At 64.1% G+C, this 13,975-nt stretch carries 15 protein-coding genes; 12 read left to right on the top strand and 3 right to left on the bottom strand.

What is annotated here, in order from left to right:
• The first annotated feature begins 57 nt into the window (after positions 1-57).
• Both AC1DJW_RS00920 and AC1DJW_RS00915 read left to right on the top strand, forming a co-directional pair.
• On the top strand, positions 58-723 hold the full coding sequence (locus tag AC1DJW_RS00920; protein WP_476900511.1) for an ArsR/SmtB family transcription factor: 666 nt from the start codon (positions 58-60) through the stop codon (positions 721-723).
• On the top strand, positions 720-947 hold the full coding sequence (locus AC1DJW_RS00915) for a 2-nitropropane dioxygenase (RefSeq protein ID WP_284751666.1): 228 nt from the start codon (positions 720-722) through the stop codon (positions 945-947). The genes AC1DJW_RS00920 and AC1DJW_RS00915 overlap by 4 nt, the downstream gene beginning before the upstream one ends.
• 18 nt (positions 948-965) lie before the next feature.
• Here the strand turns inward: AC1DJW_RS00915 and AC1DJW_RS00910 are convergent, their stop codons facing one another.
• Positions 966-1,469, bottom strand: coding sequence for an Lrp/AsnC family transcriptional regulator (locus AC1DJW_RS00910; protein WP_078108298.1), 504 nt, complete (start codon positions 1,467-1,469; stop codon positions 966-968).
• Between the two features lie 131 nt (positions 1,470-1,600).
• Between AC1DJW_RS00910 and AC1DJW_RS00905 the strand changes: the two genes are divergently transcribed.
• Both AC1DJW_RS00905 and AC1DJW_RS00900 read left to right on the top strand, forming a co-directional pair.
• Positions 1,601-2,764 carry a trans-sulfuration enzyme family protein gene (locus tag AC1DJW_RS00905; protein WP_476900510.1) on the top strand — a complete coding sequence of 388 codons (1,164 nt, stop codon included), beginning with the start codon at positions 1,601-1,603 and terminating at the stop codon, positions 2,762-2,764.
• 132 nt (positions 2,765-2,896) lie between these two features.
• Positions 2,897-3,868, top strand: coding sequence for an MIP/aquaporin family protein (locus AC1DJW_RS00900; RefSeq protein WP_476900509.1), 972 nt, complete (start codon positions 2,897-2,899; stop codon positions 3,866-3,868).
• 50 nt (positions 3,869-3,918) lie between these two features.
• Here the strand turns inward: AC1DJW_RS00900 and AC1DJW_RS00895 are convergent, their stop codons facing one another.
• Positions 3,919-5,175: an MFS transporter gene (locus AC1DJW_RS00895; RefSeq protein ID WP_476900508.1), complete on the bottom strand. Its 1,257-nt coding sequence runs from the start codon at positions 5,173-5,175 to the stop codon at positions 3,919-3,921.
• A 107-nt stretch (positions 5,176-5,282) separates the two neighbouring features.
• On the opposite strand from AC1DJW_RS00895, the gene AC1DJW_RS00890 reads away from it, so the two are divergent.
• Positions 5,283-6,275 carry a LysR substrate-binding domain-containing protein gene (locus tag AC1DJW_RS00890; RefSeq protein WP_476900507.1) on the top strand — a complete coding sequence of 331 codons (993 nt, stop codon included), beginning with the start codon at positions 5,283-5,285 and terminating at the stop codon, positions 6,273-6,275.
• Between the two features lie 34 nt (positions 6,276-6,309).
• Positions 6,310-7,224: an N-acetylglucosamine kinase gene (locus tag AC1DJW_RS00885; RefSeq protein WP_284751661.1), complete on the top strand. Its 915-nt coding sequence runs from the start codon at positions 6,310-6,312 to the stop codon at positions 7,222-7,224.
• An 89-nt stretch (positions 7,225-7,313) separates the two neighbouring features.
• Here the strand turns inward: AC1DJW_RS00885 and AC1DJW_RS00880 are convergent, their stop codons facing one another.
• Positions 7,314-8,357, bottom strand: coding sequence for a pirin family protein (locus AC1DJW_RS00880; protein ID WP_476900506.1), 1,044 nt, complete (start codon positions 8,355-8,357; stop codon positions 7,314-7,316).
• A gap of 56 nt (positions 8,358-8,413) precedes the next feature.
• Between AC1DJW_RS00880 and AC1DJW_RS00875 the strand changes: the two genes are divergently transcribed.
• From AC1DJW_RS00875 to AC1DJW_RS00850, 6 genes are all read left to right on the top strand, one after another.
• A complete protein-coding gene (locus tag AC1DJW_RS00875; RefSeq protein WP_284751659.1) occupies positions 8,414-8,872 on the top strand; it encodes an NUDIX hydrolase in 459 nt (152 codons plus the stop codon).
• 137 nt (positions 8,873-9,009) lie between these two features.
• The gene (locus AC1DJW_RS00870) at positions 9,010-10,095 is read left to right on the top strand and encodes an ABC transporter ATP-binding protein (RefSeq protein WP_390278902.1); all 1,086 of its coding nucleotides are present in this window, start codon (positions 9,010-9,012) and stop codon (positions 10,093-10,095) included.
• Positions 10,095-10,805 (top strand): ABC transporter permease, encoded by a 711-nt coding sequence (locus tag AC1DJW_RS00865; protein WP_284751657.1) that lies wholly within the window; start codon positions 10,095-10,097, stop codon positions 10,803-10,805. Before AC1DJW_RS00870 ends, AC1DJW_RS00865 begins: the two co-directional genes overlap by 1 nt.
• Positions 10,802-11,548 (top strand): ABC transporter permease, encoded by a 747-nt coding sequence (locus AC1DJW_RS00860; protein WP_284751656.1) that lies wholly within the window; start codon positions 10,802-10,804, stop codon positions 11,546-11,548. Before AC1DJW_RS00865 ends, AC1DJW_RS00860 begins: the two co-directional genes overlap by 4 nt.
• On the top strand, positions 11,545-12,489 hold the full coding sequence (locus tag AC1DJW_RS00855) for an ABC transporter substrate-binding protein (protein WP_284751655.1): 945 nt from the start codon (positions 11,545-11,547) through the stop codon (positions 12,487-12,489). The genes AC1DJW_RS00860 and AC1DJW_RS00855 overlap by 4 nt, the downstream gene beginning before the upstream one ends.
• 227 nt (positions 12,490-12,716) lie before the next feature.
• Positions 12,717-13,937 (top strand): pyridoxal phosphate-dependent aminotransferase, encoded by a 1,221-nt coding sequence (locus AC1DJW_RS00850; RefSeq protein ID WP_284751654.1) that lies wholly within the window; start codon positions 12,717-12,719, stop codon positions 13,935-13,937.
• Positions 13,938-13,975: the final 38 nt, after the last annotated feature.

Here is a 13,975-nt window from a genome sequence, read left to right as displayed (position 1 = left end):
GATTGATTTGCAAAGAAATGCTTGCAAAGGTTTCTTTGCAAGAGTAGCGTTTCCGGCATGGACAAGGTTCAAGAGCAGGAATTCCCCGTCCGCAAGGTCGATACGGCATCCCTGAAAGCGCTCGCGCACCCCCTGCGCGTTCAAATCCTCGAGATGCTGTCCCGTTATGGGCCACAGACCGCCTGCAGCCTGGCCGAACTCCTCGATGAATCCAGTGGTGCTACCAGCTACCACTTGCGGCAACTCGCCAAGTTCGACTTCGTCCACGAAGTCCAAGGCAAGGGGACTGCGCGGGAGCGGTGGTGGGAGCGGCCCAAGGGCGCTATCCAGATCACTTCGCCCGAGTTGGCACATTCGCCGGCAACGCAGGAGGCATCGCGGCTGGTCACCCGTGAGTTCGAACGCAGCAGGCAGGCCGTGCTCGCCGACTTCATGGCGCACGGCATGGACTCCCTGAGCGAAGACTGGCTCGACGCTGCCATCGTCAACACTGCCAACGCCCGGATGTCAGCCGAGCAGCTCGGACGCTACGCCCACGCCATGGAAGCCTTCGCCCGCAATCTTCTGGAGGACATCAGGAGCGAACCCGAGGCGGACGATGCCCGCCCTGTGCAGATCCATTTCAACGCGTTCCCGATCCTGGGCGTCCCGGCGTGGGCCGGAGACAAGAAATCCCGCGACGCGAAGTCGCACGCAGCAGCCACCGAAGGGAAAGAGTCATGAGCACTGCCACCGCATCATGCGGCACCTACCGCCGGCCCTCCATGCTGGAATCGGCAGCAGCCGGAATCGGAGCCGGCCTGGTTTCCTGGGCCGAGCGCAGGCGCTACATTCCTCCGGTCGACCTGGCCGCGCAGCGAGCGGCGTCCAGGCGGCGGCAGGAACTCGGTGATCTTCGCCGGGACGCCATGGGGGCTTCTCACTCGGGCCTCGAGCCACGTCACTGAGCTGGGTCGAGCCGACCGCTATTCCGGCAGTGGCCCGTGGTTGCCCTGGATGTGGGCGAAGACCAGAGTGGTCTCGGTGTGGCCCACCACGGGGTCCGTGGCGAGGTTGTCCAGGACCCAGTCGCGGAGGTCGTCGGTGTTGGCGACCGCGATATGCAGCAAGTAGTCCACGGACCCCGAGGTGTGGAACGTGGAGATCACTGCAGGGAGGGCGGGAACCCGGGCCGTGAAGCGGTCAATCTGGTCGCGGTCATGGGCGCGTAGGCGCACGGCGATCAAGGCCTGGACCGATCGGCCGATTGCCGGGAGGCTGAGGACAGCCTCGAAGCCCTCGATAATGCCGCGTTCGGAAAGCGACCGCGTGCGCATGAGCGCCGTCGACGGAGCGATTCCGACCAGTTCGGCCAGTTGCTTGTTGGAGATCCGGGCGTCGTCAACCAAAGCCGCGAGGATGCGTTCGTCGATCGCATCCAAGGGCTCGCTGATGCCGACGGGCCGAACGTTCTTCGGGGTGGTGCTCACGGATCCTCCTGAAAGTGCTGTCTATTCATCATAGATGCCATTTTCCGCTCAATCCATTCATTTGCACTGTCAATCTCCGAATTATTGCCAGATACTAACCGAATTCAACGGTGAATAATTCAAGGAGAGCAGTGACAGCCATCGATACACTCGCAGTCCACGCGGGCCGGACAGGACTCACGGAACAGGGCGTACACGCAGTCCCGATCGACCTTTCAACCACGGCGCCTTTGCCTTCTGTCCACGACGGCGGCCTCGCCTATGAGCAGATGGCTACGGGCGGCGTGCCCCTCGAAGGCCAGAGCACGGTGTACCAGCGTCTCTGGAATCCTACGGTAGCCAGGTTCGAAGACGGCGTAGCGGCGCTCGAAGGTGCAGCGCAATCTGTCGGTTTTGCCTCGGGCATGGCTGCCTTCAGCGCAGTGCTGCTGGCCGCCCAATCGGAAGGCAAGACGCACGTAGTTGCGGTGCGGCCTCTCTACGGCGGCACGGACCACGTCCTGGCCAGCGGCCTGCTTGGCAACCAGGTCACCTTCGTCAAGGCTGACGGTGTGCGGGATGCCCTTCGTCCGGACACGGGACTGGTGGTGGTGGAAACGCCCGCGAACCCGAGCCTGGATCTGGTGGACCTTAACCGACTGGTGGCCGACGCCGGAGATGTTCCGGTTCTCGTGGACAACACTTTTGCCACCCCGATCCTCCAGCAACCGCTCAGGCACGGCGTCGCGATGGTGCTTCACAGTGCCACGAAATTCCTGGGCGGCCACGGCGACGCCATGGGTGGCGTGGTGGCAACAAGTGCAGAGTGGGCCACTCGCTTGCGCCGGGTCCGTGCCGTGACCGGCGGCATCCTGACTCCGTGGCCCGCCTACCTTTTGCACCGGGGCCTGGCGACCCTTCCCATTCGGGTGCGGGCCCAGCAGGATCACGCCCACAAGATCGCTGCAGCGCTCGCCGGCCACGAGCTCGTCGCCAAGGTGTACTACCCGGGGCTTCCCGAGTGCGATCCGCTGCACTTGGTGGGTACGCAGATGAGCGGTCCGGGTTCGTTGATCTCTTTCGACCTTGAATCGGCCGAGCATACGGAGCGCATTCCGGGCTCCGTACGCGTCATTACGCACGCAGTGTCGCTGGGTGGTATCGACACGCTGATCCAACACCCCGCCGGGTTGACCCACCGCCCTGTGGCTCCGGAGGCCAAGCCCCAGGCGCGCATGCTTAGGCTTTCCATCGGCCTGGAAGATCCCGCCGACATCATCGACGACCTGGTCCAGGCCATCGAGTCCACCCGTTAGCCCTATTCCGGACCTTGAGTCTTGGTTACCTAAGGCAATCGGCTGGTTACCGTAGGTCGTTCGACATACCATGAAGTTGCTGGGGTTGTCAATTTCCAAAGGTGAATCGGATGACTCAAGGAGGCACTCGGAATGAGTGAAGTCAGTCCACTAAGGAATGCAGTCCGCAAAGGAAGCGGCCTCAAGCAACTGGGTGGTACTTGGGGTGAGCTCCTTGCCGAGTTCCTCGGCACATTTGTGCTGATCGCTTTCGGCGACGGGGTTGTGGCCATGGCGGTTGCCGCCTTGCCCGGCTCGGGACGGGCCGCGACGTCGACCACGATCTTCATGGCCGCCGGCGACTGGCTGTTGATCACGTGGGGATGGGCCATAGCGGTAATGATGGCAATCTACGTCGGCGGTGGGGTCAGCGGGGCGCACATCAATCCGGCGGTGACGGTGGCTTTCGCGGTCCGGCGGAAGTTCCCGTGGAAAAAGGTAGGCCCGTACATCCTTGCCCAGATTGTTGGGGCTTTCGCCGGAGCCGCGCTGGTGTACCTGCTTTATCACGATGCCATCGACGCCTATAACAAGGCTGTAGGCACCGGGCGCGCAGATCCAAAGGGGCTGGCGACCTACTCCATTTTCGCGACCTTCCCGGCACCGTATTTCAACGGTAATCCCGTGGGTCCATTGGTCGACCAAATTGTTGGCACGGCTTTCCTCGTCTTGTTCGTCGTGGCCATCATCGACATGCGCAACACGGCCGTACAGTCGAACCTGGGCCCGTTCATGATCGGGCTGGCCGTGGCGGCGATCGGCATGTCCGTGGGCGCGAACGCCGGATACGCCATCAACCCTGCCCGTGACTTCGGACCACGGCTGTTTGCGTGGCTCGCCGGATGGGGGCAGACGGCACTGCCGGGCACCGTTGACGGAGCGTTCAGCTGGTATTTCTGGATCCCGATTGTCGGCCCCCTCGTCGGTGGAGTGATCGGTGTGCTGATCTACGACTGGTTCATCGGGGACGTGCTCCATGCGCGCACCCTGTTGGCGGAACCCACGCTTCCGGGACGGGCGGGCGCAGACATCGCTCCGGTGTCCGAACCTAAACGGGCAGCCTAGGGGCAATTCAATCCGGGGGCCATCTGCCCTGCCGTGCGGCGCATACGTGGTCACGCGGAGGAGCCGACGACGGCGACTTGGCGGGCCGGGGATCGGTGCACGACGGCGGTGATCACCGCCGTCGTGCACCCCAGTGCGATGACCGTCCAGGCGAGTGCAGTCCAGCCGAAAGCCTGGAAGGCGAGTCCTCCGGCCCAGCCGATAACGCTGGAACCCAGGTAGTAGGAGAGGTTGTACAACGAGGCTGCTTGTGCGCGGCCGCTCGTCGCGATGGTCCCGGTCCAGCCTGCTCCGATGCTGTGCGCGGCGAAGAAGCCGCCGGTGAAGACCACCAAGCCCGCCAGAACCGCGGCGATGTTGTCCCACAGAGTGAGTCCAAGGCCGGCCGTCATGGTCGCTATCCCGGCGAGCATGACCGTCCGCCGGCCGAAGCGCATGGACAATCCGGCTCCCCATCGGGAGCTCACGGTTCCGGACAAATAGGCGAGGAAAATCAGGCTGACTACGGTGGCGGGCAGTCCGAAGGGCGTGGCGTGGAGGCGGAATCCGAGGTAGTTGTAGACGGCTACGAATCCACCCATCAACAGGAACGCTTGAATATAGAGGGCCAGCAGCCGTGGATTGGAAGAGTGGCCTGCCAGCGTCTTCATTGCCCCGCGGAAACCTCCGGCCGAACGCGGGGTGAAGCGGCGCGGTTTCGGGACCAGCACCAGGAACAGTGCGGCCGACGCTGTCGCAAGGATGGAGACTGCGAAGGCGGCGGCTCGCCAGCCCCACAATTCGCCGACGGGGCCCGCGAGCAAGCGGCCGGCAAGACCGCCGAGGGTGGTGCCGGCCACGTAGCTTCCAGCGGCCAGCGCGGTGTGCACCTTGTCGACTTCTTCATTCAAGTACGCGATCGCGATCGCCGGGATACCGCCGAGGGCCATGCCCTCCAGGGCCCTCAAAGCGAGGACAAGCGGAAAAGTGGGAGCCAGGGGGACGAGCAGGCCCAGGACGGTGGCCGCCGCGATTCCGATGGCCATGGCACGCACGCGGCCGATCTTGTCGGCAACGAAGGACCAGGGCAGCACCGTTGCCGCGAGGCCTACCGTGGCCAAGGAAATAGTGAGCGCCGCCTCTGCCGCGGTGATGTGCAGCTCGGTCGCCATGAGTGGCAGGACGGCCTGGGTGGAGTACAGCTGCGCGAACGTGGCCACGCCGGCGAGGGCCAACCCGGCGAGGATCCTCCGGTAGGCGCTGGAGCCCTTCAGATGGCCTTCCCAATCGGACTCTGCGGGACTCTTGGATACTGCGCTCTTACTCACTTCTCCACATTATGGCGAGCGGAAGTGATGATTCCAATGCATGATTCACTTACGATTGATAGCGAGTATGGATGGTTTTGAAAATTGTCGATCCGAGGTGGACAAGCGTGGACATCGAACACAAGCAATTGGTCCAACTACTGCCGTTGCTCCCACTGCTAGCTGAGCTTGGCCGGACAGAACATGTCACCGAGACGGCCGAACTGCTCGGAGTACCCCAATCGACGGTGAGCCGGGCGCTCGCCCGGGCAAGCGCCGTCGTCGGGACCGAACTCCTTATCCGTGAGGGCCGCGGTGTCCGCCTGACCCCTGCAGCGAAGACGCTGCTTCCCTATATCGAAGCGGCGCTCGCCGAGTTCCAAGCGGGGCTGGACGTGGTCCGCCACGAATCCGATGTTGTCCGCGGTCGAATTGCGGTGACCTTCCAGCACACTTTCGGCGAGGCCACGTTGCCACTGCTCATGAGCGCATTCCGGAGCCGGCATCCCTTCACGGCCTTCGAGCTCCGCCAAGGGGCGCGTGCCGCCTGCCTTGAATCACTCATTGCCGGTGACGCCGACTTCGCCTTGACGGCTCCCGTGGCGGCTCCGGGCAGGAACCTCGGCTCGGCGGCGCTGTACCGCGAGCCTTTGCGGCTGGTGGTGCATCACCGCCATCCGGTGGCCCGGCGGGCCAGCGTGGGGCTCACCGAGCTCAAGCATGAGCCGTTCGTTTCCATGGGACCTGGTTTCGGCCTGCGCTCGCTGACCGACGCGATCTTCCGGGATGCGGGCTTTCGCCCTAGGGTGGCTTTCGAGAGCCAGGACTCGCATACCATCCGCGGGCTCGTGTCCGCCGGATTGGGCTACAGCATCCTGCCGCCGGGAGGACTGGGGCCGGGACCACAAGGGGTCCTGGATTCCACGGACCTCGGGTGGGTGGAAGTGCCGCTCGACTCGGAGCTCGCATACCGGGAGATAGGGATTGCCTGGCGCGAACGGCGCAAGGAACCGGACCCCGTCAGGCTTTTCCGGGAACTGGTGCTTTCCGAAGGGCCGGGGCTGCTCGCAGGGCTTGTCAAGGCTCGGTCCGGAAGCGAAGCGCGAGCCGGAACCCAATAGGACCACCCGTTGCGCCCGCGCTAGGCTTTTGGACGTGGAGACTGCAGAAAACAAGACCCCCCGGCCCGACGCAACGGTCATCGGGCTCGACATCGGCGGCACGAAGACCCGCGGTGTCCGGTTCGAAGACGGCAAACCGGTCCGAGACGAAAGCACGGGCAGCTCCAACGTCCAGAACGTCAGCAGGGAGACAGCGGCCAGGAATCTCGCCGAGCTCTTCGCCATGATCGGTGGCGGCGACGTGGACCGCGTCCTTGCCGGGGCAGGCGGAATCGACACCGACGCCGATGCCCGCGCCCTCGCCGAACTGATCGAACCCCATGTTCCGGGTGCACAAGTCACGGTGGTCCACGATTCCCGCTTGCTACTGGCGGCAGGCGGGGCCAGCACGGGAGTGGCTGTCATCGCCGGGACTGGATCCGCGGCCTGGGGAAAGAACGCCGAGGGGGAGGAAGCCCGTGCCGGCGGCTGGGGCTTTCTCCTGGGCGATGAGGGCAGCGGTTACTGGTTGGGCCGGGAAGCAGTGCGTCACAGCCTGCGCCGCATGAACAAAGGGCTCGAACCCGATGGCCTCACAGTGGCCCTCTTGGAATCCTGCGGAGTGGACGACCCAAATAAACTCATCGCACTGTTCCATTCGGAGGACACCGACCGGCGGTACTGGGCCCAGCGCGCGAACGCCGTGGTCGCGACCGCGCGCGAAGGGCTCGAGATCAGCCGCCAACTGCTGGACCAGGCAGGACGGGATCTCGCGGAGCTGGCGGCGCAGGCCGTTCGCCAGCTTGGCTTGCCCGGACCGGTGATTCTGGGCGGCGGGCTCGGCATGAACGTGGAGCCCTTGCAATCCGCTTTCCGGGCGGGACTTGCCGCGCACGGAATCACCGATGTGCGGGTCCTGGACCAGGAACCGGTTTTCGGTGTGCTGCGGATTGTCGCGGAACAGGCCTAAAAGCGACGCGCATACGGCTGGCGGATACGGAGAAAGACTGGCGACGCGCGAATTCCGGGGTCGCCAAACCTTTTGGGCGTCGCCAAACCTTAGTCAGTAGCCCTGTTCCGTGACCTCGGCTTGAGCTGGACACCCGGCATGGGCGGTGCGGGGATGCGCCCGGCTTCAGCTCCGGCGTCGGGCCCGTGGCCATGGATCCAACCGAATCGCGCGGTGCGGGCGTCCTCGTCGCTCAGGAGCGCCTGGGCTTCCCAGTCTTCGCGGGCCTGCTCCACTTCCTCGTGCGTCCGGCCCACGAAGTTCCACCACATCAGGATGTCCTCTTCGAAGGGTTCGCCGCCCAGGAGCATGAAGCGGGTTCCAGGAGATGCGTCGAGGCGGAGCGATTCCCGGCCCATGCCGAGGAAGGCCAAAGGGCCGGGGTCGACTTCTTGGCCGTCGATCACCGCGGAACCGTCCAAGACCAGGACCGCATGCTCGAAATCGGGATTCAGCGGCAGCTCGACGGCGCCCGAGGCTGAGACTTCGACGCCGACAATCGGGCTGTACATGACCGCGGGGGAGCGCTGCCCCGCGAATTCGCCCACGAGAACAGTCGCCCTGAAACCGTCCGCCACGACCACCGGTAGGTCCACGATCTGCTCGAACGACGGCGCCTGGTGCCTTACGGCGTCGGGCAAAGCAACCCACAACTGCAGGCCCCGGGACAGCGGCAGGAGGGCGCCGCCGTCGGGCGCGTCCGGGTGAAGTCCCGCCGGCAGGACGCCGAACTCGGAATGCGAAATGCCTCGGCCCGCCGTCATGATGTTCAACTGCCCGGGACGGACCAGGACGTCGCTGCCGACGCTGTCGCGGTGCCGCACCTCGCCCTCGAGGGGCCATGTGACCGTCTGCAGTCCCATGTGCGGATGGGGAAGGACGCTCATCGCGATGCGGTCCGGGCCGAAGCTGTCCAGGAAGCACCAGGCGCCTACGGTCGGCATGCCGCGCTGGGGGAGCGTGCGGGAGACATTCATGGCCCGGACGCCGCCCAGGGGAACCTCGCGGGCCGGCCAGAGCTGCACAAAGGGTCCTTGCCCGGGATGTCCGGCTGGGCAGACTTCCTGCGACGGGGCCGTTTCCAAGTTGGTCACAATACAACTCCATGTGCTGAACAGTGTTCCTCCCAGCTTAGGCCTAGGCTGGCTCCATGAGCATCCAGTTCGACACCCGCCCGGCCGCGTACGGAGTGGTCATCCGCGACGGAGCGATCCTTCTCGCCTATTGGAAGCAAGACGGCAAGGAAGGCTGGACCCTCCCTGGAGGAGGCCTTGATTTGGGGGAGCATCCCGTGGACGGTTGCCGCCGCGAGATCCAGGAGGAAACCGGGTACGACGCCGATATCGGAGCGATGCTGGGCATCGACGTCGGCCACTGGCCGGGTGAGGAGCGGCTCGACGGATCAGACCGTGATTTCCAGGCAATCCGTCTGGTCTACGAGGCAAGCATCACGGGCGGCGAATTGACCCATGAGATAGACGGCAGCACGACCCACGCCGCCTGGGTGCCGCTGGGCAAGGTTTCCGGACTGAACCGGGTGTCCCTGGTCGATATCGGCCTCCGCCTGCACAGTGAGCGGCCCCTCAACGGAAAACTGCCGACGCCCTGAGCATTGCCGATTCATTACGGTCTTCGCGCCTGCGCTGACATCGTCGGTGGTGCTGGTTAGGCTGTAGAACATCAGTTCGCTGTTGATTGAGTTCCATCGTTGATATTTGCGGCCCGAAAAGTTAGGTAAGCCCCGGAATGGCTGAAGCCATGATTGAGTTCCAGAGCGTCACCAAGCAGTATCAGGGCGGACAACCCGCTGTTGATGGATTGAGCATGTCTATCGACAAGGGTGCCATCACCGTATTCGTCGGCCCCTCGGGCTGCGGAAAGACCACGTCCCTGCGGATGATCAACCGCATGGTAGAGCCCACCTCGGGCACCATCACTGTGGCCGGCAAGGATGTTTCGAACGAACCGGCCGCACAGTTGCGCCGCTCCATGGGTTACGTCATGCAGTCTTCGGGACTCATGCCGCACCGTTCCGTGCTGGACAACATTGCCACCGTTCCGCGGCTCAACGGCGTTTCCAGGGCGGCGGCCCGCAAACGGGCGGAAGAGCTGCTCGACGTTGTCGGGCTGGCTTCGGTGCTCGGCAAGCGGTACCCGTCCCAGTTGTCCGGCGGCCAGCAGCAGCGAGTCGGGGTGGCCCGCGCGCTCGCAGCGGACCCGCCCGTATTGCTCATGGACGAGCCCTTCAGCGCGGTGGACCCCGTGGTCCGCGACGAACTCCAGCAGGAACTCCTCCGGCTCCAGCGCGAACTGGCCAAGACCATCGTCTTCGTCACCCACGACATCGATGAGGCCACCGTGCTCGGTGACAAAGTGGCCGTCTTCGCCGTCGGGGGCAAATTGGCGCAATACGCGGCCCCGGAAGAGATCCTCCGGGCCCCCGCCAATGACTTCGTAGCATCCTTCGTGGGCCGTGACAGGGGGTTCCGCCACCTTTCCTTCAACCCCGCCGATGCTGTTGCGGTGCATCCGGTCAAGACGGTCGAGGCCCCGCAAGTGGCCGCAGGGACCAACGAATGGGCCTTGGTGCTCGACGGCGACTCCCGGCCCATGGGATGGGCCTCGCCGCGCGACGGCGCCGGACTGATTCCCGGAGGCTCCTTGTTCCGGCGCGGGGATACGCTCCGCCGGGCGCTGGATGCCGCGTTGTCCTCACCTTCGGGCCTTGGCGTAGTAGTCGACGACGACGGCAGGCTCGCCGGCGTCCTCAAAGCCGATGAAGTGCTGGCGCTCATTGAGCAGACCCGGCACAACCGGGAGGACGCCCCCTGATGGAATGGTTCCTGGCGAACAGCGGCATGGTCTTCGAGCGGGCCGGCGAGCACCTGATCCTGGCTTTGATTCCCATGGTTTTGGGTCTGCTCATTGCGGTTCCCTTGGGGCAACTGGCCCGGCGGAACCGTACCCTCAGGACCGTCGTCACCACGGGAAGTTCCCTGCTGTACACCATTCCTTCCCTGGCGCTTTTCATTATCCTGCCGCCGATCCTGGGAACCCGGATCCTGGATCCGCTCAACGTGGTGGTTGCCCTCACCCTCTATGCCGTTGCCTTGCTGGTGCGGGCCGCAATGGACGCGTTCGATTCCGTGGACGACGACCTCCGCATGGCGGCAGTGTCCATGGGATTCAAGCCGACCGCACGGTTCCTGCAGATCGACCTTCCGCTTTCCTTGCCAGTGCTCTTCGCTGGCCTGCGCGTGGTGTCCGTCAGCAATATCTCCCTCGTGAGCGTCGCCGCGCTGCTGGGGGTCGGGAACTTGGGAATGCTGTTCACCGACGGCCTGCAGCGAGCGTTCGTCACTGAGGTGGTCATCGGCATCATCGCGATTCTCCTGCTGGCCCTCATCATGGACACGTTCTTGGTCCTGCTCGAGAAGCTGCTGACGCCCTGGACGCGTGCCGGTGCGGCAACCGCCAAGCAAGACGCCAAAGCAGCGCAGTTCATCGCGGATGCCGAGATCCACGCGGAGGCGGCCCGATGAGCAACATCTTCGTGGATACGCTCGCTTGGCTCACGGATCCGGTTCACTGGTCGGGAAGCGGCGGAATCGCCACGCGGCTCCTGGAACACTTGCAGTATTCCGGGCTGGTCCTGGTGATTGCCGCGGCCATCTCCGTGCCGCTGGGTCTCTTCATAGGCCACACGGGACATGGGCGCGTCGTTGCCGTGGCATTCGCCGGCGCCTTGCGGGCCCTGCCCACCCTCGGCCTACTTGTCCTCTTTGCCCTGTTGGCGGGAAGCGGACTCATGCCTCCCGTCTGGGCCCTGGTCATCTTGACGGTGCCGCCCCTCCTGGCCGGGACCTACGCGGGGATTTCCAGCGTGGATCCAACAGTGGTTGACGGGGCCCGGGCCATGGGCATGACAGAACTCCAGATCTTGTTCCGGGTGGAGCTGCCCAACGGACTCCAGGTCATGTTCGGTGGCATCCGGACGGCGGTCCTCCAGGTCATCGCAACGGTTTCCGTGGTGGCGTACCTTCCGTTGGGCGGCTTGGGGCGTTATCTTTTTGACGGATTGGTCCTCCAGGACTTCCCCCGCATGCTCGGCGGGTCACTGCTCATCGCGGCGTTGGCAATCGCCGTCGACCTCATTCTGGCCATGGCGCAGAGGATCCTCCTCCCGCCCGGACTTTCCATCGATTCCAGCGGCGGCCATAAGGCCGCCGGAGATCTCGCAGCCGCCGCACCAGCAGGGGCTGCCGTTCAAGGAGGTACCGCATGAAGCAACCCGTCACCCTGACCCGCCGCGGGTTCGGCGGCCTGGCGGCCGGAGTCGGCATTGCGCTTGCTCTGAGCGCGTGTGGCGGCAGCCCGCTGTCCACCCCGTCCACCAACGCTCCCTCCGGGGCCGGCGGCTCGCTCACTGTGGGCTCGGCAGATTTCCCCGAGAGCCAAGTCATCGCCGAAATCTACGCCGGAGCACTTAACGCCGCCGGCGTCACTGCTACCACCAAGCCCAATATCGGATCCCGGGAAATCTACTTCAAGGCTGTCCAGGACGGTTCGATCGACCTCGCCCCCGACTATTCCGGCAACCTCTTGTCCTACCTGGACGCCAACGCCACGCAGGTCTCGGCCGATGACGTCTACAAAGCGCTGCCCGGGAAGCTTCCACAGGGCCTCGGAGTGCTCGACCCCGCCAAGGCTGAAGACAAGGACGCCATGGTTGTCACGAAGGCCACGGCGGAGAAGTACCAGCTCAAGTCCATCGAAGACCTTGCCAAGGTCTGTGGGGACTTCACGATGGCAGCACCTGCAACCTTTGAGACCCGCGCCTATGGGTTCCCGGGCCTCAAGGCCAACTACAACTGCGTGCTCAAGGGCCTGAAGCCGTTCAGCGACGGCGGCGGCAACCTCACGCTGCAGGCCCTGCTCTCCAACGACGTCCAGGTTGCCGACATCTACACCACCACGCCGTCCATCCAGGACAACGCCCTGGTGGTCCTGGATGATCCCAAGAACAACTTCAAGGCCCAGCAGGTCCTCCCGCTATACAACATGGCCAAGATGACGGACAAGGCGAAGGCAGCCCTCAACAACGTTTCCAAGATCCTGACCACGGATGACCTCATCAACCTCAACCGGGCAGTCAGCGGCAACCAAAAGCAGAATCCCAAGGACGCTGCTGCCGCTTGGCTCAAGGACAAAGGGATCGTGAAGTAGGTCCCCACCGCCTCCCTCGCCTCGCTCCGCTCGTCCAGGGAACCCTCCCCGCTACCTCCCCAATCTCGCAAGCTCTATTGGGGCCCCTCGGTAGCGGGGGCCCAGGCGGCGGAGGCCCCTGCCAAGGACGACGGCGGCGTGGAACCCTTTGGGGGCCTCGCCGCCGTCGTCCTGAATGTGAGTGATGTCTCAACGGAAGTACATCCCCGGTATGGCATATTTGATGAATGGCAGAATTCAAGCAGTCCACCAAGCTTCATAATGTCCTTTACGACATCCGTGGACCGATTCTTCAGGCCGCCCAGCAGATGGAGGCAGAGGGTCACCGCATCCTCAAACTGAACATCGGAAACCCGGCACCGTTCGGATTTGAAGCGCCGGACGCGATCCTGGTGGACATGATCCGCCATCTGCCACATGCCCAGGGCTACAGCGATTCGCGCGGAATTTTCTCGGCCCGCACCGCCGTCTCGCAGTACTACCAGACCCGCGGCATCCAAAACATCCACGTTGACGACATCTATCTTGGCAACGGCGTCAGCGAGCTCATCACCATGTCGCTCATGGCCTTGCTGGAAGTGGGGGATGAGATTCTCATTCCCACTCCCGACTACCCGCTCTGGACCGCCTCGGTCGCACTCGCGGGCGGCCGTCCGGTCCACTATCTGTGCGACGAAGAATCGGGCTGGCAGCCGGACCTTGAGGACATGGAATCGAAGATCACGCCTCAAACCAAGGGCATCGTGGTCATCAACCCGAACAACCCCACGGGCGCTGTGTACCCGGAGGAAACCCTCAAGAAGATCGTGGCCCTGGCCGAGAAGCATGGCCTTGTGGTGTTCGCCGATGAGATCTACGAGAAGATCCTCTACGAAGACGCTGTCCACGTGAATCTTGCCGCACTCACCGGCGACGACGTGCTCTGCCTGACGTTCAGCGGATTGTCCAAGGCCTACCGGGTATGTGGCTACCGTGCCGGCTGGATGGCCATCTCCGGTCCCAAGAAGGACGCCGCGGACTACCTCGAGGGCATCAACCTGCTGGCCAACATGCGCCTGTGCGCCAACGTGCCGGCGCAGCATGCCATCCAGACCGCCCTCGGTGGCCACCAGAGCATCAACGATCTCATCCTGCCCGGCGGCAGGCTCCTTGAACAGCGGAACAAGGCCTACGATCTGCTCAACGCCATTCCTGGCGTGAGCACACAACAGGCCCGGGGTGCCCTTTATCTGTTCCCGAAGTTGGACCCTGAGGTCTATCACATCCGCGACGACGAGAAGTTCGTCCTCGACCTACTCAAGGAACAAAAGATCCTCGTCTCACATGGACGGGCCTTCAACTGGGTGCGTCCGGACCACTTCCGCATGGTGACCTTGCCAAACGTCAAGGATATTGAAGAAGCGATCGGCCGCATGGCGGACTTCCTGGGGCGGTACCAAGGCAACTAGCCTGTTGTGCAAGCCGCGATGAATGCGGCCGGACCAGA

The organism is Arthrobacter sp. 05L417 (assembly GCF_056397865.1).
This window is presented reverse-complemented; position numbering and strand designations above follow the sequence as displayed.

Excerpts from the sequence above, each read along its gene's own strand:
- AC1DJW_RS00920 (WP_476900511.1), top strand. The coding sequence starts at position 58 with ATGGACAAGGTTCAAGAGCAGGAATTCCCCGTCCGCAAGGTCGATACG.
- AC1DJW_RS00915 (WP_284751666.1), top strand. The coding sequence starts at position 720 with ATGAGCACTGCCACCGCATCATGCGGCACCTACCGCCGGCCCTCCATG.
- AC1DJW_RS00900 (WP_476900509.1), top strand. The coding sequence starts at position 2,897 with ATGAGTGAAGTCAGTCCACTAAGGAATGCAGTCCGCAAAGGAAGCGGC.
- AC1DJW_RS00875 (WP_284751659.1), top strand. The coding sequence starts at position 8,414 with ATGAGCATCCAGTTCGACACCCGCCCGGCCGCGTACGGAGTGGTCATC.
- AC1DJW_RS00870 (WP_390278902.1), top strand. The coding sequence starts at position 9,010 with ATGGCTGAAGCCATGATTGAGTTCCAGAGCGTCACCAAGCAGTATCAG.
- AC1DJW_RS00865 (WP_284751657.1), top strand. The coding sequence starts at position 10,095 with ATGGAATGGTTCCTGGCGAACAGCGGCATGGTCTTCGAGCGGGCCGGC.
- AC1DJW_RS00860 (WP_284751656.1), top strand. The coding sequence starts at position 10,802 with ATGAGCAACATCTTCGTGGATACGCTCGCTTGGCTCACGGATCCGGTT.
- AC1DJW_RS00855 (WP_284751655.1), top strand. The coding sequence starts at position 11,545 with ATGAAGCAACCCGTCACCCTGACCCGCCGCGGGTTCGGCGGCCTGGCG.
- AC1DJW_RS00850 (WP_284751654.1), top strand. The coding sequence starts at position 12,717 with ATGGCAGAATTCAAGCAGTCCACCAAGCTTCATAATGTCCTTTACGAC.